This window comes from Paenarthrobacter sp. NPDC091711 (assembly GCF_044756605.1).
Classification (GTDB): domain Bacteria; phylum Actinomycetota; class Actinomycetes; order Actinomycetales; family Micrococcaceae; genus Arthrobacter.
Map to the genome: position 1 here is coordinate 151,945 of NZ_JBIVTF010000004.1, position 16,783 is coordinate 168,727.

Below are 16,783 nucleotides of genomic sequence, written 5' to 3' on the forward strand. Positions count from 1 at the left end.
GGCTTGCGGACAAGCTCCGGGGCGGGCGCTTGCGCATGAGACCAAAGGCCAGCTCCTAACGGGCTTTACCCTAACATTCCGGAACTGGAGTGACTAGTGGGATTGACGATACTGAGGTGACAGATGGTGAGAGTTATCCACATGTCCTTCACGGCGACTTGAGGCACTGAATTCGCTGGCCTAGCGTGAACAACTCGAGATGCGCCTCTCGTTTACGTGCTCGCGATCATCGGGGAGAGAAGTGGATGCTGTAAAAATCGTCGAAGGTGAAGTCCGGGAACTCATCCGACGCCGCGGATTGGATCCGTTGGAACAAGCCAAGGACGTGCGGCTTCTTGTAGACGCCGCAGTCAACGATTACGACGAACGTGCATTGCTGGGTCCGCTGCCTTCACTCGGACACCTGGAGGCGGCCCGGCAACACATTTTTGATGCGGTGGCGGGATTCGGCCCGCTGCAACCACTCCTGGATGATCCGACAGTAGAAGAGCTTTGGATCAACGCCCCCCACGAAATCTACGTGGCCCGCAACGGGGAATCCGAGCTGACGGCCATAAGTCTCACTGAGCAGCAAGTGCGCGATCTCGTGGAAAGGATGCTCAAGAGTTCCGGGCGTCGCGTGGATGTGTCGTCCCCCTTCGTGGACGCTGCCCTTCCGGACGGCTCAAGGCTGCACGTAGCTATCCCGGACATCACCAGGAAGCACTGGGCTGTCAACATCAGGAAATTCATCGCGAGGGCAAGCCGGCTCGAACATTTGGTGGAGCTCGGGAGCCTGACGCCCCAGGCCGCCAGGTTCCTTGGTGCATCGGTCGCGAGCGGACTCAACATTCTGGTGTCAGGGGCGACCCAAGCCGGGAAGACCACCATGTTGAATTGCCTGGCTTCCAGCATCGGATCGCGCGAACGCGTCGTCACGGTTGAGGAAATCTTTGAGCTGCAGCTTCCCCTGCGTGACGTGGTGGGATTGCAATGCCGCCAACCCAATCTCGAAGGTGAAGGCGAAATTCCCCTGCGGCGTCTTGTCAAGGAAGCGCTCCGGATGCGTCCGGATCGTCTGATAGTCGGAGAGGTTCGCGAAGCGGAAAGCCTCGACATGCTCATTGCACTGAACTCCGGGTTGCCCGGGATGTGTACCGTGCACGCAAACTCCGCCCACGACGCCGTCACTAAGATCTGCACCCTCCCGCTCCTGGCCGGGGCGAACATTTCGAGTGCTTTCGTAGTGCCCACCGTCGCATCCTGCATTGACCTCGTAGTGCACTGCGGACGCCATGCCACCGGGCGCAGGCAAGTGACCGAAATCCTGTCCCTGGGACGCAGGGTGGAGAACGGGATCATCGAGTCCTCGGGTGTCTTCGGAATGGTTGCGGGGCAGCTACAGCCGCGGGCCAACTCCATGCCGGCAGCGGACAAGTTTGCCCGGGCAGGCTTCGACGTCGCTGCCCTCCTGGAGTCGAACTAATGGCGCCGCTCCTTGGAATCGTCGGTGGTTTGGGAGTATTCCTCGTGTGGTGGTCCGCCTGGGTCCAGCCACCTTCTGAGCCAAAAAGAAAGAGGCCCCGACGCTTGGACCTCCTCCTGATGTCAGCAGGAATCGAGAAAGTCTCCGGGGCCGGGCTCCTTCTCACCTGCACCGGTATTGGCCTCTTTGCGCTGCTTGTGTTCTATGTGCTGACAGGATCCCCGTCAGTTGCCCTGTGTTTTGCACTTTTCGGTTCCTGGACTCCTTTTGCAACTGTGCGTTGGCGGGCGCGAAAGCGCAGGAATGCACTACGGCAGTTGTGGCCGGACGTCGTTGACCACCTGCGCTCGGCGATCCGTGCCGGCCTCGCACTGCCGGAGGCCCTGATCCAGCTGGGACACAACGGGCCCGAAGAGCTAAGGGAATTGTTCCTGGATTTCGGGGCCGACTACAGAGCCGCCGGTAATTTTGAGGCCGCAGTTAACAAACTCAAAGAACGCCTTGCAGATCCCGTGGCCGACCGCATCATTGAGGCCCTGCGAATGACCCGTGAAGTAGGTGGCTCCGACCTCGGTCGAATGTTGGGAACTTTGTCGGGCTTCCTGCGGGACAGTGCGCGGACGCGCAGCGAGCTTGAAGCCCGTCAGTCGTGGACCATCAATGCCGCCCGGCTTGCTGTAGCTGCGCCTTGGATAGTTTTGGTGGTCATGGCCAGCCGGCCTGAAGCCATGCTGGCCTTCAACTCCGGCCTTGGCGCCATGGTGTTGCTTGGAGGCCTCCTGGTTTCTGTTGTCTGCTACTCCGTGATGCTTCGCGTCGGCGCCTTGCCAGAGGATGAGCGGGTTTTCGGATGAACACGTCAACCGCTTTCGCCGTGCTGTGCGGCCTGTTTCTGGGTGCCGGATGTTGGTTGATCCTGGTGCGGCTCCCGTTCATGCGGGGACGGAGATTCTCCGATCGGATCGACCCCCAGTTGAAGTCGCAGAATCTCGAATCGCGCCTTCTCCGCAGGCCCACGCACAATCTCACGCCGTTTGGGCCGTTGGAAAGAATACTCAGACCGATCATTCGGGATGCCGTCACCTCCATGTCCCGCTTCAATGTGGGGTCCACGGCCCTGGCGAAGCGGCTTGCCCGTGCCGGTTCAACAAAATCAACGCTGGACTTTCGGGCCGAGCAGCTCCTGTGGGCCGGTGCCGCTTTTGTGCTTGCTGTGCTGGTGGTTGTCGCCGGCGCCACCGCCGGCCGCTTCAGCCCGGCCGTGTCATGCATCGCTGTCGTCGGTAGCGCATTGGGCGGCTACCTGCTTCGCGACTATCTCCTGGGGCAGACCATCAAACGCCGGGAGTCAAGGATGTTGTCTGAGTTTCCCAGCCTCGCGGAGCTGATGGCGCTCGCTGTCGCGGCGGGGGAGAGCGCCATGGGCGCGATGGACAGGGTAAGCCGAAGTTCCCAGGGTGAGCTCTCCGGGGAGTTCGCCACGATCCTGGCGGATACCAGATCCGGCAAGCCGCTGACGGAGGCACTCCAGGCCTTCTCATCAAGGGCGGAACTGCCACCTTTGGTCAGGTTCATCGACGGCCTGGTGGTGGCTGTGGAGCGCGGGACTCCATTGGCGGACGTCCTTCGGGCGCAGGCAGCGGACGTTCGCGATGCCGCACAGCGTGACCTCATGGAGTCCGCGGGAAGAAAAGAGATTGCCATGATGGTTCCGCTCGTCTTCGGTGTGCTCCCACTGACCGTTGTTTTTGCCGCTTTCCCTGCCATCGCCGCCTTGGAAATGAGCCTCTAACGCCCCTGTCACCGTCCACCCCGGCCGCCCACATCAAGCCACGTCAAGTCAGCAACTACTCAAATACATTGGGGAAAATCATGAAACGAATGTCAATCAACCTGTCCGTTGTTTCCATCCTGCTCTTCTGCTCTGCCTGGTTGTTCGTTGTGGCCCGGAGGGCGTTGCCCGCACAGGATGACCCCGAGCGCGGTGATGTTCCTGGCTGGGTGATGATCACCCTCATGTCCGCGATTCTCGTGGCAGGACTTCTTGCCATCGCCACGCCGGCGCTGAGCGACCTTTTCAATCAGGCAATGAGCAAGGTTGGCAAGTAGGCGCGGGATGGAGAACCATGCCTGGCTCGGCCACGGCCAAGCTCACTCAGAGCCGGTGACAACGGTGAACGAGCGCGGATCAGCGGTGGTCGACTTCGTGTTGGTCGGTGCATTGCTGACCTTGTTCTTTATCTCGATTGTTCAACTCATGCTGGTCCTGCATGTTCGGAACACGCTCATCGATGCAGCCGCTTCCGGGGCGCGGTACGGAGCGTTATCGGACCGCACGCTCATGGATGCCCGGGCCAGGACTGCTGAGTTGATCGGTGGTGCGTTGAACAGCGATTTTGCCCGCGACATCACGTCGACGGAAATCACCATTGATGGGATCCGAACCTTGGAAGTGACGGTGAGGGCCCCGTTGCCGGTTGTTGGCCTGATCGGTCCCGGTGAAGTATTGGAGGTCAAAGGACATGCTGATCTTCCGGGGTGAGTCATGGAAGGCGCGGGTGACCGCTTTCCGCCAAAGGGTGCGGGAGGGTCTGTGTATGCCGGCCAGGTCTTCTGGCAGCACGGCTGATAGGTCTTCGAATCCTGAAGCACAACAGGGTAGCGCCGTTGTGGAATTCACGTTTCTCGCGTTGCTGCTCATGGTCCCCGTGGTCTACTTCGTGGTGACCGTAAGTCAGATCCAAGGCGGGTCGTTTGCGGTGGTGGGTGCTGCGGATCAGGCAGCAAAAGTGTTCGTGGCTCAAGCGGACCCGGACAGCGCGAGGATTGCTGCGGAGCGCAGCGTGCTTGTTGCCCTCAAGGATTATGGTCATTCACCCGAATTTGCCTCCGTATCGATTGAGTGCGATCGAGCGGATTGTTCATCGGCCGGTACAACGGTGACCGTGACGGTGAATCTGGATGTTTCATTGCCTTTGATGCCGTTCGGGGACTCGCTGCAGTTGAAGGCAAGCCGGGTGAGTGCTTCCGCATCACAGGTTGTGGGGCGTTACCAGTGAGGGCGGTCTCTGCAGGAAGCGGGACACGGGAAGAGGGTCAAATAACCGTTCTCATCGTGGGCTTCGTGCTCTTGTCCCTCCTCCTCGCTTCCGTGGTGATGGCTGCTTCAGCGGTGTACCTGGAGCACAAGAAGCTGCTGTCCTTGGCCGACGGAGCAGCGCTCGCGGCCGCGGACTCTTACACGGTGGGGGATATCGGGGGAGGCAGCATGCCTGCTACTTCCTTGGTGGATGGCAGAGTGCTGGCTGCAACATACTCGTACCTCGAAGCCAGTAAGGCCTTTTCGCGGCAACAGGACCTGGCGGTCGCGGGAGGTACCGGAAGCGAGCCCGGCGGGACGGCGGTAGTAGTCCTCACCGCCGTGGTGCACCCTCCCGTGATCAGTTTTCTGCTGCCCGATGGGATTCTGATTGAGGCGAAGGCAACAGCCCGATCCCGACTGACCCAGGAATAATCCGTATGGCAGGGAGCTGCCCCTCCGGCACAGGGGAGCCGTCTGGGAGTGCAACGGATAGCGTACGCTGGGATGATCATGGCTGAAATTGATTTTCCCGCGGAAATCCGCGCACTTCGAGCAACGTACAGCTCCATCGAGAACGTCACCGATGTCGATGCCCTCAAGGCTGAGATCGCTGAACTGAGCGAGCAGGCCGGGGCTCCGGACCTTTGGGACGATCCTGCTTCCGCGCAAGTAATAACCTCACGTTTGTCGCACAGGCAGTCTGAAGTTGAGCGCCTCTCCAAGCTTGATTCCCGGATTGACGACCTCGAAGTTCTGGTGGAACTCGGCCAGGACGAGGGCGACGAGGACTCCATGGCGGAAGCCGCCAAGGAACTTTCGTCCATCCGCAAGGCTCTGGCGGATCTTGAAATAACCACTCTCTTGTCCGGGGAGTATGACGAGCGCGAGGCTGTAGTCACTATCAGGGCAGGAGCCGGTGGCGTCGATGCTGCCGATTTCGCCGAGATGCTGATGAGGATGTACTTGCGGTGGGCGGAGCGCCACGGCTACCCCACCACTGTTATGGACACGTCCTACGCTGAAGAAGCGGGCCTGAAATCCGCCACCTTTGAAGTGAAGGCACCCTACGCCTTCGGCACATTGAGCGTCGAAGCGGGCACGCACCGACTGGTCCGCATCAGTCCTTTCGATAATCAGGGTCGCCGCCAAACATCCTTCGCAGCAGTTGAAGTGATCCCTTTGATTGAGCAGACAGACTCGATCGAAATCCCGGATAACGAGATCCGTGTTGACGTCTTCCGTTCCTCCGGTCCGGGTGGCCAGTCCGTCAACACGACTGACTCCGCGGTAAGGCTGACGCATATCCCTACGGGCATTGTGGTTTCCATGCAGAATGAGAAATCCCAGCTTCAAAACCGGGCCGCCGCCATGCGGGTTCTCCAGTCGCGATTGCTGCTGGTTAAAAAAGAACAACAGGACGCGGAAAAGAAGGCTCTCGCCGGAGACGTCAAAGCATCCTGGGGCGATCAAATGCGCTCCTACGTGCTCAACCCCTACCAAATGGTCAAGGACCTGCGGACGGAACACGAAGTGGGTAACACCTCAGCGGTTCTTGACGGCGAAATTGATGACTTCATTGACGCCGGCATTCGCTGGCGTACGGGCAACCGAAACGCAGCAGCCAACTAGGAGACTTAAGGCGTGGCATGGGTCACGTGAGGCTTCGGATTCTGCGACACGCCTTTGAAAGCCGCGGAATCACGGCTCACTCGTGCGTATAGTCGAGTGGCCGGTGCTCTCACTTCCCCCATCGAAAGCCCGTGCTCCGGCTGTTGGACTGGGCGGCTACGTCATGTCCGGCGGGGTTCTAAAGGGCCATGATCAGATTTGAGAATGTCACCAAGGTCTACGAGCAGAATGCCCGACCGGCGCTCGATTCTGTGAGCCTTGAGATCAACCGCGGCGAATTCACCTTCCTGGTGGGCGCCTCAGGCTCAGGTAAGTCCACCTTCCTTCGGTTGATCCTGAAAGAGGACAAAGCCTCGTCCGGCTCCGTGTACGTTGCTGGCCAGAACGTTGCCAACATATCGAGCTGGCGTGTGCCGAAGCTCAGGCGCGGAATCGGCGTTGTTTTCCAGGACTTCCGGTTGCTCCCGCAGAAGAACGTCTTCGCGAATGTAGCTTTTGCCATGCAGGTGATTGGAAAGAGCCGCTCCATTATTCGGGAGACCGTGCCGGAGGTCTTGAAGACCGTTGGCTTGGAGGGCAAAGAACGCCGTATGCCACATGAACTCTCCGGTGGCGAGCAGCAGCGCGTGGCGATCGCGCGCGCCGTCGTAAACCGTCCTGGCATTTTGCTGGCGGACGAACCCACCGGAAACCTGGACCCCATAACCTCGATGGGAATCATGGGAGTCCTGGACAAAATCAACCAGAACGGCACCACTGTAGTCATGGCAACCCACGACGACGACATCGTCAACGAGATGCGCCGCCGCGTGGTGGAACTCAAGAACGGCAAGGTTATTCGCGACGAAGCGAAGGCCCTGTACACCTCGATGATTCCGGTGGTTGGGGAGTCGCGCCGCTTGAGGGATGCCAGCGGCGAGGAACTCAACCGCGCGCAGGGGGCACAGCTGTGAGGCTCTTGTTCATCCTGGGGGAAATCGGCAGTGGGCTGCGCCGGAACCTCTCCATGGTAATTTCCGTGGTCCTGGTAACTTTTGTTTCCCTGACGTTCGTCGGGGCGGCAGGAATGCTGCAGATGCAGATCAACCAGATGAAGGGCTTTTGGTACGACAAAGTCCAGGTGGCCGTCTTCCTCTGCAATGACGGTTCGACGGCGGTCGGCTGTGCTTCGGGTTCGGCCACCAAGGAACAGCAGGCGAACCTTCAGGCGATGCTTGAATCCCCGGCGGTCAAGCCGTACATCAACGATTTCCAGTTTGAGTCCCAAGCCGAGGCGTACAAGCATTTCAAGGAGCAGTTCTCCAATTCGCCGATCGTGGATTCCGTTTCTGAAGACCAGCTCCCAGCTTCCTTCCGCATCAACATGAAGAACCCTGAGAAGTACGAGATCATCAGCGAGACGTTTTCCTCCCAGCCAGGTGTTGAGACGGTCAGCGACCAACGGCAGGTGCTGGAACGTATCTTTTCCTGGATGAACGGGGCATCGGTTGCGGCCATAGGCGTCGCGGCGGTGATGATCTTCTGCGCGGTCCTGCTGATCACCACCACCATCAGGTTGTCGGCGTTCAGCCGACGGCGGGAGACGGGAATCATGCGCTTGGTGGGCGCGTCAAAGATGGTGATTCAGCTGCCGTTCATCCTCGAAGGTGTCATTGCCGCCGTTGTGGGGGCGCTCCTTGCCTCCGTAACGCTCTGGCTCATGGCGCACTTCTGGCTTAACGGTGATTTGTCGAGGCAGTTCCTGAATACCCCGTTCATCTCTTCCACTCAGGTCCTGGTGATCGCGCCCGTTCTGGTGGCGCTCGGCGCCGGCCTGGCTGGTGTATCTTCGCTGTTGACCCTTCGGCGTTACCTGAAGGTGTAGCCCGTGGACGCCCTGTTTGAAACAACTGCCATGCTGACAAGCGAAAAGGACTCCTGATGACCACGTTGGACCCGAACCCCCTGCGCCGGCGCTTTGCGTCCGGCCATGCTCGGTTTCTGGGGGCGGTTCTTGCCGTGGGGCTGGCAGTCAGCCTGCTGTCCGGAGCTCCAACTGCACAAGCCGACAGCCTCGAGGACCAGCAAGCTGCCTTGGAAGCAGAAGCGGCCCGGGTCCAGGCTTCGCTGGAGTTCGTTGACTCAAACATCGCGAAGGCCGCCGGGGACCTTGTGATCTACCAAGGCCGGCTTCCCGGCGCGCAGCAGGCCCTGCTTGAGGCGCAGGGGCGGGTGGCTAGCGCGGTCAAGGAAGTAGAGGCGCTTGCTGCGAGGGTAGAGCTCGCCCAGCAGAACAAGGCCAAGATTACGGAGCAGCTGGAGAGCGACAAGCAGAAGATCACTGACACCAAGAAGCTGATCGGCCAGATCGCCTCCCAGGCTTACAAATCCGGTGGTGTGCCCACCAATATTGCGCTTCTGTTCGGCTCCAGCGAATCCGGCAGTCTGACTGAATCCATGGACTTGGCTGATCAGGCCATGCGAAGCCAAAACGCGGCGATGACTAAACTCACTCAGCAGAACGCCACCAACGTGAACTCGCAGGCGAGACTTGTTGCTGTCGAAGAAGAAATCCAGGACCTGAAGAGCAAGGCGGACGACGCGCTGGCGCGCGAGAAGTCGGCGAGGGATGAAGCTGCGAGCAAGAAAGCTGAAGTCGATAAGCTGATTGAGGACACCACCCGCCTGAACGGACAGCTTCAAGCTGCCAAGCCCGGCATCGAAGCCAACCTTGCCCGGGTCAAGGCAGAACAGAGTACGGTCGCCGCCGAAATCGTGGAGCGCGACCGGAAGTTGAGGGAAGCCTGGGAAGCCGAGCAGCGTCGTATCGCAGAAGCGGCTGCGGCCGCTGCCGCGGCTGCAGCAGCCGCCCAAGGCAGGCCTGCGCCCCCTGAGCCGCCGTATTCTCCGCCGCCCGCGGGTTCGCCGTCAGCGTTCGGTCTCCGTCACCCCTTCGCAAGTGCTGTCCCCATTACCTCTGGATTCGGCTGGCGGGCAACGCCACCAGGCACCATTGATTTCTATGGCACCGGCGGTTACATGCACACGGGGATCGACTTCGGGGCGGCGTGCGGCACGCCTGTCTATGCAGCGGCTGCCGGCGAAGTCTTCAATTCTGGCTGGAACTCGGCCGATGGCGGCGGATGGCGAGTGAAAATCTCCCATGGCGTGGTGCAAGGCAACTCACTGACCACCATCTACTACCACAACAGCAGCATTGTGGTGGCGAATGGCCAGCAGGTATCGGCGGGGCAACTCATCGCCTATTCGGGGAGCACGGGTAACTCGACAGGGTGCCACGCGCACTTTGAAACCTGGCTCAACAGTGCCGCGGTGGACCCCATGACCCTCCTGTAGCGTGCTCACAGCGCGCGGAGACTCCGCCGTGCTGGCGTACACTAGTTGAAATCCGTATCTAACAAGGAGTTCTACCGTGCCCAAGGAAAGTGGCCGTAAGGTAGTGGCCACCAATCGGAAGGCCCGGCATAACTACCATGTCCTGGATACCTATGAGGCTGGCATTGCCCTCATGGGTACCGAGGTGAAGTCCCTCCGTGAAGGCCATGCCTCCATGGTTGATGGCTTCTGCACGTTCTACAACGACGAGCTGTGGATGGAGGGCATCCACATCCCCGAGTACCACCAGGGGAGCTGGACTAACCATGCCGCCCGTCGGCGTCGTAAGCTCTTGTTGCACCGGGATGAATTGGACAAGATTTCGCAAAAGATCCGCGAGTCCGGTTTCACCGTTGTACCTCTCCAGTTGTACTTCCTGGACGGCCGGGCCAAGGTGGAAATCGCCATTGCCCGCGGCAAGAAGGATTACGACAAGCGGCAGACCCTCCGCGAGCAGCAGGATAAGCGTGAATCACTGCGCGAGTTGCGGGAACGCAACCGACGCTAGCAACACTGTGTCCGGGGAATGATCCACCGGATGAATGCGTTATGATAGGTAGTCCGACGGGAGTTCAAAGACTCCTGTCGGGTTTGGTAACAAAATACGGGGATGATCGGTTTCGACGATGTTAGTCGCGACAGGTGAAGCGGGCCGAGGATGCAGAATTATCTCGTAAACGCTGTCTGCAAACCAATAAGTGCCGAATCTAAGCGCACTGACTTCGCTCTCGCTGCCTAAGCAGTAAGACAGTCCGTCAGCCCGGGGTTGCTATCGCCCCGGTTCCTGGCGTCATTTAGATAGCCACTGCTGTTTGCCTTCGTCATTGAGGTAAACGGGACTCTTAGATGACTGGGCCCGGATCAGCCACTTGTTCGCAGGATGGCTGGGGCCGAGAAATTCCGACGCGAACTGCGCCCGGAGAAGCCCTGACAAAACGACATCGGACGGGGGTTCAATTCCCCCCATCTCCACCCCGGAAAGCCCTCGGATCCTTGTGATCCGGGGGCTTTCTTTTTGCCGACTGCACCAGCGTTCACCTACGGCGTAGCGACTTCCGGACTACCGGCCAAGGCTTGCCGGTTGTAGTGAATAGACGCCTTTCGGACGTTGAAGTGAATCAAGGCAGGGTTCTGGCAGGAGGCACGTAATGACGAGGAATCCGGCATTCGATGAACAGGCGGCAGACGACTATGAGCCGCTGGACGCCTACTCGCGGATCGTCATTCGCGTTGCTGAGTCAGTGACACCCCACGTTGCCGCAATCGAGATGACGAGTACGGACCGCCGTGGCCGGGTTCGGGGCGGTAGCGGCTCAGCTGTGGTGTTCACCGGTGACGGGTACATGCTGACTAATGCCCACGTGGTGGCCGGTATGCAGTCCGGCCAGGCCGTCTTCGCAGACGGCAAACATTCGAAGGTGGAGCTGGTTGGCGCTGATCCGCTCTCCGACCTCGCCATTGTCCGCGGAGTGAAGCCAGCCCCGCCGCCGGCGCTGTTGGGCAACGCAGAGACGCTCAGGGTGGGTCAATTGGTGATTGCCGTGGGAAACCCGCTGGGTCTGGGTGGCTCGGTAACTGCCGGAGTGGTGAGTGGATTGGGACGCTCCATCCCCGTAAGGGCGGGTGAGCACAGGCGGGTGATCGAGGACGTCATTCAAACTGATGCTGCGCTCAACCCGGGAAACTCCGGTGGCGCGCTGGCTGATACGAGGGGACGCATCGTGGGCATCAACACAGCTGTTGCGGGTCTCGGGCTGGGACTGGCGATACCTATTAACACCACCACACAACGCATCATCGCTTCGCTGCTGAAGGACGGGCGGGTCCGCCGTGCCTACCTGGGGTTGGTGAGCACCCCGATTCCCCTGGATGCCAGTGCAGTGGTGAGGACGGGGCAGCATGAGGGTCTGCGTGTGGTGGAAGTGATCCCAGGCTCGCCAGCGGAGTTGTCTGGACTCCAGCCGGGAGATGTGGTGCTGCGTGCTCTGGACCGTGCGGTCTCGAGTGCTGAAAGCCTGCAGAAATTGCTGTTTGCAGAGGCTATCGGCCAGCCTTTCCCACTAACGGTTCTCAGGGAAGGGAAAGCACTGAGGCTGATTGGCGTCCCGTCTGAAATGAGTCAGCAGGCCTAGGCTGATTGTGTCCAGGCTAGTCCTTGCGAACGTCCACCACGCCGACGAATCTGCTGCCGACGCCCTCATATTCGCTGCGGACGTCACCGAGGAAGAGTTCGGGGAGCTCGCTGTTCCGGTGGGTGCCACAGAAGACGAAGGAAAAGTCCGGCCACCATTTCTTGGGACGTACGGCCTCGGTGTATCCACACACAGCACACGTCAGGTGGACCCAGACTGGTCGTTTGCCGGTGCGGTTGGCCCGGGACTGTACCAGCCACGCCGGGGGGTTGTCCTGCATGTCCCTGAGTTCTGCCTCGGAGAGGCGGGACGGAATGCCGTGGCGCTGGGCCATTTCCATCGAAATATCCAGGGCCAATGCGGCATCACGTCTGCTAATCACCATTCAACGATACGGGACTTTCCCGGCGTAGGCTGTGCACATGACTGACGCAGCGGCCCTGCTGCCGAGTACCCCGCTCCAACGGCGCGTCCTCGTGGTGGCAATAGTGGCTTCATTCATTGCCATCCTTGATGGATTTGTGGTGAATCTCGCACTCCCGGCCATCGGGCGTGAACTGGGTGGTGGCTTGGTCATCCAGCAGTGGGTGGTGGATGCGTATCTGCTGACGCTGGGGGCGCTGATCCTGGTAGCGGGCTCGTTGTCCGACCATTTCGGCAGAGCAAGGATCCTTGAATGGGGACTGGCCGGTTTCGCCCTGACTTCGGTGATGTGCGGGTTGGCGTGGACCGGCGAAGTACTGGTGGTGTCCCGGGCACTTCAGGGAATCGCCGGCGCCCTCCTGGTTCCGAGTTCGCTCGCCATGATCATCTCGTCGTTCTCAGGCCCGGCGCAGTCGAAGGCCATTGGGCAGTGGTCCGGCTGGACAAGCGCCGCGGCCATTGTGGGTCCGCTCATAGGTGGCGTGGCTGTGGACCTACTTTCCTGGCGGTTCATCTTCTTCATCAACGTCATTCCAGCAGTGGCCATTTGGCCCATGCTTGCCGGGCTCCGGGCGTCCGACGCTGCGAGGGACAAGAGCAAAAGCATTGATTACCTGGGAGCTGTCCTGGCCATGGTGGGCTTGGGCGGGGCGGTATTTGCGTTTATCGAACAGGGAAGGATGGGGTGGAGCAGCCCTCAAGTGTGGGTTCCGCTCCTGGCGGGCATAGCGGCCATGGTGCTGTTCCTCATCCACGAGTCCCGGACTGCTGAGCCCATGTTGCCGCTCAGGCTCTTTGGTATCCGCAACTTTGCCTGGGGTAATCTCGCCACCCTGGCCATCTACGCGGCCATCTCTCTGGGCTTCTTCGTGTTGGGCATCTATCTGCAGCAGGTGGGCGGCATGGGAGCGACGGTGGCGGGTATGGCGCTGCTTCCCGGCACCGTCATCCTGATGCTGGGTGCGTCCTACTTTGGCGGCCTTGCAGGGAAATACGGCCCACGATGGTTCATGACGATCGGCCCGCTGCTGTGCGCTGTGGGTTTCCTGATGTCGCTCAGTGTTCAAGAGCCCCTCAACTACTGGACGCAGGTGCTGCCTGGCCAGATAGTGTTTGGCCTTGGACTGGCGACTCTTGTGGCGCCGCTCACGGCTGCAATTCTTGGTGCCGTCCCGCCCGAGGAGGCCGGGATTGGTTCGGCGGTGAACAACGCCGTAGCGCGTATTGCGGGTCTGATCTCCATAGCCTTCGCCGGGGTCATTGTGGGGCCGGCCTTTACCCGGGATGGCCTTTACAACGCCTTGCTGGTGACTGCAGGACTTTTCCTGTTCGGCGCCTTGGCGTCGGCGGCAGGGATCCGGAATCCTGTGCGGGAGGGCACCGCGCCAGCTGCCGGCGAACCTGCTGCAGCGTCCGAAGACGACGACGGCGGCGCGGCCGGGCAGCGCGGCTGACCGGTGTCATGAGTCGGCTTAGCGGGCCGGAAGAACGCACCCTTCGTGCGTCTCGGAGCTCTGGACCCACAAGGCCGAGGTGACTTCGTCCGCGAGGTCGAACTCGCGGCCTTGGGCTCCGCTGCCGATGCGTACCACCAGTGCACCGCCGAAGGGCTTACGTCCCACCACTTCAACCGGGGCGTCCAAGGCGATCTCTTCCGAGGCAAGGTACCGGAGGAGGTCAGGGTTCTCGTCACTGATCCGCGTGATGCGGCCCGAGTGACCCTGGTCCAACTCGATCATTCGGTAGGCGTGCGGCAACTCAACCGAACCGTCAGCCGACGGAATCGGATCCCCGTGCGGGTCGCGGACAGGATGGCCAAGTTTGGCCGACATGCGTTCGATGAAGGTATCGGACACCGCATGCTCCAACATCTCGGCTTCGTCGTGGACTTCGTCCCAGCTGTAGCCGAGTTCCTCCACCAGGTATGTCTCAATGAGGCGGTGACGGCGCACCATGGACAGCGCGAGGCGCATGCCATCCGAGGTCAATCTGATGGCGCTGTAGGGTTGGTGGTCAACCAGGCCTTGGTCCTTGAGTTTGCGCACCATCTCGGACACTGATGAATTAGCCACTCCCAGACGCTGGGCGAGTTGGGACGAGGTAATTGGCTTGTCCTGCCACTCCGTGTAGGAGTAGATGACCTTGACGTAGTCCTCAATCGAGGAGGAGGGCGTACTGGTCTTCACACTCCAAGCCTACCGTGGCGTTGGACCCTGAACCTTGAATGCCCGCCAGGTTTGCGTCATGTACGGCAAAGCGATGGCTTCGCCGCGGGCATGACCAAGGTGGTCGTACAGGTACCATGTCAGGTTCCCCATGACTTTTGCCCGGGTGGCGTCGTTAGCGCGGAGATAGTAGCTGCGGGATTTGGTCAGTTCCATGATGTCCTCCGGAGTCAGTGCATCCTCCCACGTGGTCAGGTGGCTTTCCAGGCCCCTGAATTCCGGGCCGATGACTGGCCGGAATCCGGGCTTATGGACATCGCCCGCATGCATGATGCGGGAAAGGCGATGTACCCAGGGATGTGAGGTGTCCAGCTGGTTCCAGATCAGCCCCAGGACGCCATGTGGCCGCAGGATCCGGGCGATCTCCGTGCTCGCTGCGAGGGGCTCGCACCAGTGCCAGGCCTGGGCAACACTGACGACGTCGAATGCTGAGTCCGCCAGTCCAGTTGCCTCTGCCGTTCCCTCCTGCGCATTGACGTGGGGGTAGGCCTTGTGCAGTTGCTCCAGCATGTCCGTGGAAGGATCGACGGCGGCAACCTCCAGTCCGCGGTCCACAAGGAGAGCCGTGAACTTGCCGGTGCCCGCTCCGAGATCGGCCGCGGATTGGGCCTCCGGCGGGACGAGCCAGTCCACCGAATCAGCGGGATAACCCGGACGCACGCGGTGGTAATGTTCTCCGCCGTCCTGAAAGCTCTGGCCAAGTTCGAGCCTGCGGGTGGCATGCAGTTTTGGGCCTCGCGGTCCTGCTGGTCCGGGGATGCCGGCCGCATCGCTCGCGGTGCCCTGGGAGTGCAGGGACACGCAGAACTCCTTCGGAGGGTGGCTAAAAGTACCCTACGAATTTACCGCATGGAATCCGGCCGCCACTGCTTCTAGTCGACAGTGCAGGGAGCTGCACCTGCAGTGCCCGGAGTGTTCGGTGCCCACTCGGGGTAGCTACGGTGGTCGTTGGCCGGAACCCAGCGGCCTTCGTCCACCACGTAGTCCCAGCCGAGTCCGTTGCGCTTGAGTCCTTCGATGCCTGCGAGCAGTCTGGTGGCATCCTCCAACCGGGAGCCGACGCCGAAGCTGGCGCGCAAAGATCCCGAGGGAAGGCCGAGGCGCTTGAGGAGCGGGTGCGCGCAGAAGCGGCCATCACGCAGGCCCACTCCGTGTTCAGCCGCGAGATAAGCGGCAACCAAACCGGCGTCGAATCCTTCCACCGAGAAATTGACCACGCCAATGGTGTCCAGCGAGTCATCGAAGATCTTGTGGACGGTCACGCCGTCGATCGCTTCCAGCCCCTTGACCAGGTAGGAGCGGATGGCGGATTCATGGGCGTGCCACGCGTCCTGGTCCAGCCCTGCCAGTACCTGGGTGGCCCGGGCGAGTGTCGCGGCGCCGAGCACATTGGGGGAGCCGCCTTCGTGTCGGGCGGGTCCAGCGGCCCAGCTGACCGAGTCCAAACGGGCTTCACGAACAGCGCCGCCCCCGGCAAGGTGCGGAGTCCCGGCGTCGAGCCAGTCCGGACGGCCTACCACGACGCCGGCGCCAAAGGGGGCGTAGAGCTTGTGTCCGGAGAAGACCAGGTAGTCGACGTCAGCCTCGGTGATGTTGATTCGGCGGTGCGGCGCGAGCTGGGCTGCGTCCACCACTATTCGTGCGCCGTGTTCGTGGGCCAGCGAAGCAAGCCGGGCGATGGGAAGGATTTCGCCTGTAACGTTCGAGGCGCCGGTGACGGCCAGCAGGCTGACTCCGCCTTGGGCAAGCTCGGCGCGGAGCTTGTCCAGCGTCTCGGCCAAGGTTGGCGCCGCAACGACGCTGCGGTGGGGGACTCCTTGCCAGGGAAGCAGGTTGGCGTGGTGCTCGATGTCCAGGTAGAGGACCTCGCCCGTGAATTCGCCGTCCACCTGCGGCAGGCATCCGGCCAGGAGGTTCAAGGAGTCCGTGGTGTTGCGTGTGAAGATCACGGAATCATCAGGCCGGCCGCCGACGAAATCCCGAACGATGTTCCGTGAATTCTCGTACACCGAGGTGCTGATTTGGGAGGCGTACCCGGCTCCCCGGTGAACGCTGGCGTAATAGGGCAGGACCTCGTTGAGGTGGGCCGAGACAATGGTCAGGGCGGGCGCCGAAGCACCGTAGTCGAGGTTGGCGTAACGGACGTGCCCACCCTGAATCAGTGGGGCCTGCAGCTCGGCGCCTGTGACCGCGGCGAGCGGACGTGCCGCCGCAGCCGCCTCTGCAGCGGTTTCCTCAACGAAAGACGGAAGGGTGTTTGAGTCGAACGTGACAGTGCTCATGGGACCTCACTCAAGAGGGACCCCCATAGGGGGATCCGCGCTTGCCGCATCCGTTCCGGACCGGCCGGGTCGTCACCCGGGGCACCCCACCGCGAATGGAGGGTTGCCGGCCAGCAAACCGGGGTTTAGCGCTGGCACTCGTGACCTGTAAAAAAGGCTAAGGCACGTCC

Annotated in this window: 18 protein-coding genes, 1 other RNA gene and 1 riboswitch; of the genes, 15 read left to right on the plus strand and 4 right to left on the minus strand. The window is 61.1% G+C overall.

Annotation, left to right across the window (positions count from 1 at the left end):
* The first annotated feature begins 241 nt into the window (after positions 1-241).
* The 14 genes from ACIQH5_RS08560 (at position 242) to ACIQH5_RS08625 (ending at position 11,683) form a co-directional block, all read left to right on the plus strand.
* A complete protein-coding gene (locus ACIQH5_RS08560; RefSeq protein WP_400402085.1) occupies positions 242-1,465 on the plus strand; it encodes a CpaF family protein in 1,224 nt (407 codons plus the stop codon).
* Positions 1,465-2,319, plus strand: a complete 855-nt coding sequence (locus tag ACIQH5_RS08565) for a type II secretion system F family protein (RefSeq protein ID WP_400402087.1) — start codon at positions 1,465-1,467, stop codon at positions 2,317-2,319. The genes ACIQH5_RS08560 and ACIQH5_RS08565 overlap by 1 nt, the downstream gene beginning before the upstream one ends.
* Positions 2,316-3,257 (plus strand): type II secretion system F family protein, encoded by a 942-nt coding sequence (locus ACIQH5_RS08570; RefSeq protein ID WP_400402088.1) that lies wholly within the window; start codon positions 2,316-2,318, stop codon positions 3,255-3,257. Before ACIQH5_RS08565 ends, ACIQH5_RS08570 begins: the two co-directional genes overlap by 4 nt.
* A gap of 80 nt (positions 3,258-3,337) precedes the next feature.
* Positions 3,338-3,574 (plus strand): hypothetical protein, encoded by a 237-nt coding sequence (locus ACIQH5_RS08575; RefSeq protein WP_400402090.1) that lies wholly within the window; start codon positions 3,338-3,340, stop codon positions 3,572-3,574.
* A gap of 7 nt (positions 3,575-3,581) precedes the next feature.
* On the plus strand, positions 3,582-4,007 hold the full coding sequence (locus ACIQH5_RS08580) for a TadE family protein (RefSeq protein WP_400402091.1): 426 nt from the start codon (positions 3,582-3,584) through the stop codon (positions 4,005-4,007).
* 127 nt (positions 4,008-4,134) lie between these two features.
* A complete protein-coding gene (locus ACIQH5_RS08585) occupies positions 4,135-4,524 on the plus strand; it encodes a hypothetical protein (RefSeq protein WP_400402093.1) in 390 nt (129 codons plus the stop codon).
* A gap of 65 nt (positions 4,525-4,589) precedes the next feature.
* The gene (locus tag ACIQH5_RS08590) at positions 4,590-4,979 is read left to right on the plus strand and encodes a pilus assembly protein TadG-related protein (protein WP_400402492.1); all 390 of its coding nucleotides are present in this window, start codon (positions 4,590-4,592) and stop codon (positions 4,977-4,979) included.
* A gap of 78 nt (positions 4,980-5,057) precedes the next feature.
* On the plus strand, positions 5,058-6,176 hold the full coding sequence (gene prfB / locus ACIQH5_RS08595; protein ID WP_400402096.1) for a peptide chain release factor 2: 1,119 nt from the start codon (positions 5,058-5,060) through the stop codon (positions 6,174-6,176).
* A gap of 188 nt (positions 6,177-6,364) precedes the next feature.
* Complete coding sequence (gene ftsE / locus ACIQH5_RS08600; RefSeq protein ID WP_017198501.1) at positions 6,365-7,129, plus strand: cell division ATP-binding protein FtsE; 765 nt, start codon at positions 6,365-6,367, stop codon at positions 7,127-7,129.
* Positions 7,126-8,040 (plus strand): permease-like cell division protein FtsX, encoded by a 915-nt coding sequence (ftsX, locus tag ACIQH5_RS08605; RefSeq protein WP_400402098.1) that lies wholly within the window; start codon positions 7,126-7,128, stop codon positions 8,038-8,040. The genes ftsE and ftsX overlap by 4 nt, the downstream gene beginning before the upstream one ends.
* A gap of 56 nt (positions 8,041-8,096) precedes the next feature.
* Positions 8,097-9,512 (plus strand): peptidoglycan DD-metalloendopeptidase family protein, encoded by a 1,416-nt coding sequence (locus tag ACIQH5_RS08610; protein ID WP_400402100.1) that lies wholly within the window; start codon positions 8,097-8,099, stop codon positions 9,510-9,512.
* A 76-nt stretch (positions 9,513-9,588) separates the two neighbouring features.
* Positions 9,589-10,059: an SsrA-binding protein SmpB gene (gene smpB, locus ACIQH5_RS08615; protein ID WP_017198498.1), complete on the plus strand. Its 471-nt coding sequence runs from the start codon at positions 9,589-9,591 to the stop codon at positions 10,057-10,059.
* Positions 10,060-10,157: 98 nt separating this feature from the next.
* Positions 10,158-10,526, plus strand: a transfer-messenger RNA (tmRNA) gene (gene ssrA / locus ACIQH5_RS08620).
* Between the two features lie 173 nt (positions 10,527-10,699).
* Positions 10,700-11,683, plus strand: coding sequence for a S1C family serine protease (locus ACIQH5_RS08625; protein WP_400402102.1), 984 nt, complete (start codon positions 10,700-10,702; stop codon positions 11,681-11,683).
* A 16-nt stretch (positions 11,684-11,699) separates the two neighbouring features.
* Here ACIQH5_RS08625 and ACIQH5_RS08630 read toward each other — a convergent pair whose 3' ends face one another.
* Positions 11,700-12,068: a hypothetical protein gene (locus tag ACIQH5_RS08630; RefSeq protein WP_400402103.1), complete on the minus strand. Its 369-nt coding sequence runs from the start codon at positions 12,066-12,068 to the stop codon at positions 11,700-11,702.
* Between the two features lie 31 nt (positions 12,069-12,099).
* On the opposite strand from ACIQH5_RS08630, the gene ACIQH5_RS08635 reads away from it, so the two are divergent.
* Positions 12,100-13,560 carry a DHA2 family efflux MFS transporter permease subunit gene (locus ACIQH5_RS08635; protein WP_400402105.1) on the plus strand — a complete coding sequence of 487 codons (1,461 nt, stop codon included), beginning with the start codon at positions 12,100-12,102 and terminating at the stop codon, positions 13,558-13,560.
* An 18-nt stretch (positions 13,561-13,578) separates the two neighbouring features.
* Here the strand turns inward: ACIQH5_RS08635 and ACIQH5_RS08640 are convergent, their stop codons facing one another.
* The 3 genes from ACIQH5_RS08640 to ACIQH5_RS08650 form a co-directional block, all read right to left on the minus strand.
* The gene (locus ACIQH5_RS08640) at positions 13,579-14,292 is read right to left on the minus strand and encodes a metal-dependent transcriptional regulator (RefSeq protein WP_400402108.1); all 714 of its coding nucleotides are present in this window, start codon (positions 14,290-14,292) and stop codon (positions 13,579-13,581) included.
* A gap of 9 nt (positions 14,293-14,301) precedes the next feature.
* Positions 14,302-15,126 (minus strand): class I SAM-dependent methyltransferase, encoded by an 825-nt coding sequence (locus ACIQH5_RS08645; protein WP_400402494.1) that lies wholly within the window; start codon positions 15,124-15,126, stop codon positions 14,302-14,304.
* A 77-nt stretch (positions 15,127-15,203) separates the two neighbouring features.
* Positions 15,204-16,613 (minus strand): aminotransferase class V-fold PLP-dependent enzyme, encoded by a 1,410-nt coding sequence (locus tag ACIQH5_RS08650; protein WP_400402110.1) that lies wholly within the window; start codon positions 16,611-16,613, stop codon positions 15,204-15,206.
* A 32-nt stretch (positions 16,614-16,645) separates the two neighbouring features.
* A riboswitch (SAM riboswitch) is annotated at positions 16,646-16,759 on the minus strand.
* Positions 16,760-16,783: the final 24 nt, after the last annotated feature.

Excerpts from the sequence above, each read along its gene's own strand:
- ACIQH5_RS08565 (WP_400402087.1), top strand. The coding sequence starts at position 1,465 with ATGGCGCCGCTCCTTGGAATCGTCGGTGGTTTGGGAGTATTCCTCGTG.
- ACIQH5_RS08570 (WP_400402088.1), top strand. The coding sequence starts at position 2,316 with ATGAACACGTCAACCGCTTTCGCCGTGCTGTGCGGCCTGTTTCTGGGT.
- ACIQH5_RS08575 (WP_400402090.1), top strand. The coding sequence starts at position 3,338 with ATGAAACGAATGTCAATCAACCTGTCCGTTGTTTCCATCCTGCTCTTC.
- ACIQH5_RS08580 (WP_400402091.1), top strand. The coding sequence starts at position 3,582 with ATGGAGAACCATGCCTGGCTCGGCCACGGCCAAGCTCACTCAGAGCCG.
- prfB (WP_400402096.1), top strand. The coding sequence starts at position 5,058 with ATGGCTGAAATTGATTTTCCCGCGGAAATCCGCGCACTTCGAGCAACG.
- ftsE (WP_017198501.1), top strand. The coding sequence starts at position 6,365 with ATGATCAGATTTGAGAATGTCACCAAGGTCTACGAGCAGAATGCCCGA.
- ACIQH5_RS08610 (WP_400402100.1), top strand. The coding sequence starts at position 8,097 with ATGACCACGTTGGACCCGAACCCCCTGCGCCGGCGCTTTGCGTCCGGC.
- ACIQH5_RS08625 (WP_400402102.1), top strand. The coding sequence starts at position 10,700 with ATGACGAGGAATCCGGCATTCGATGAACAGGCGGCAGACGACTATGAG.
- ACIQH5_RS08630 (WP_400402103.1), bottom strand. The coding sequence starts at position 12,068 with ATGGTGATTAGCAGACGTGATGCCGCATTGGCCCTGGATATTTCGATG.
- ACIQH5_RS08650 (WP_400402110.1), bottom strand. The coding sequence starts at position 16,613 with ATGAGCACTGTCACGTTCGACTCAAACACCCTTCCGTCTTTCGTTGAG.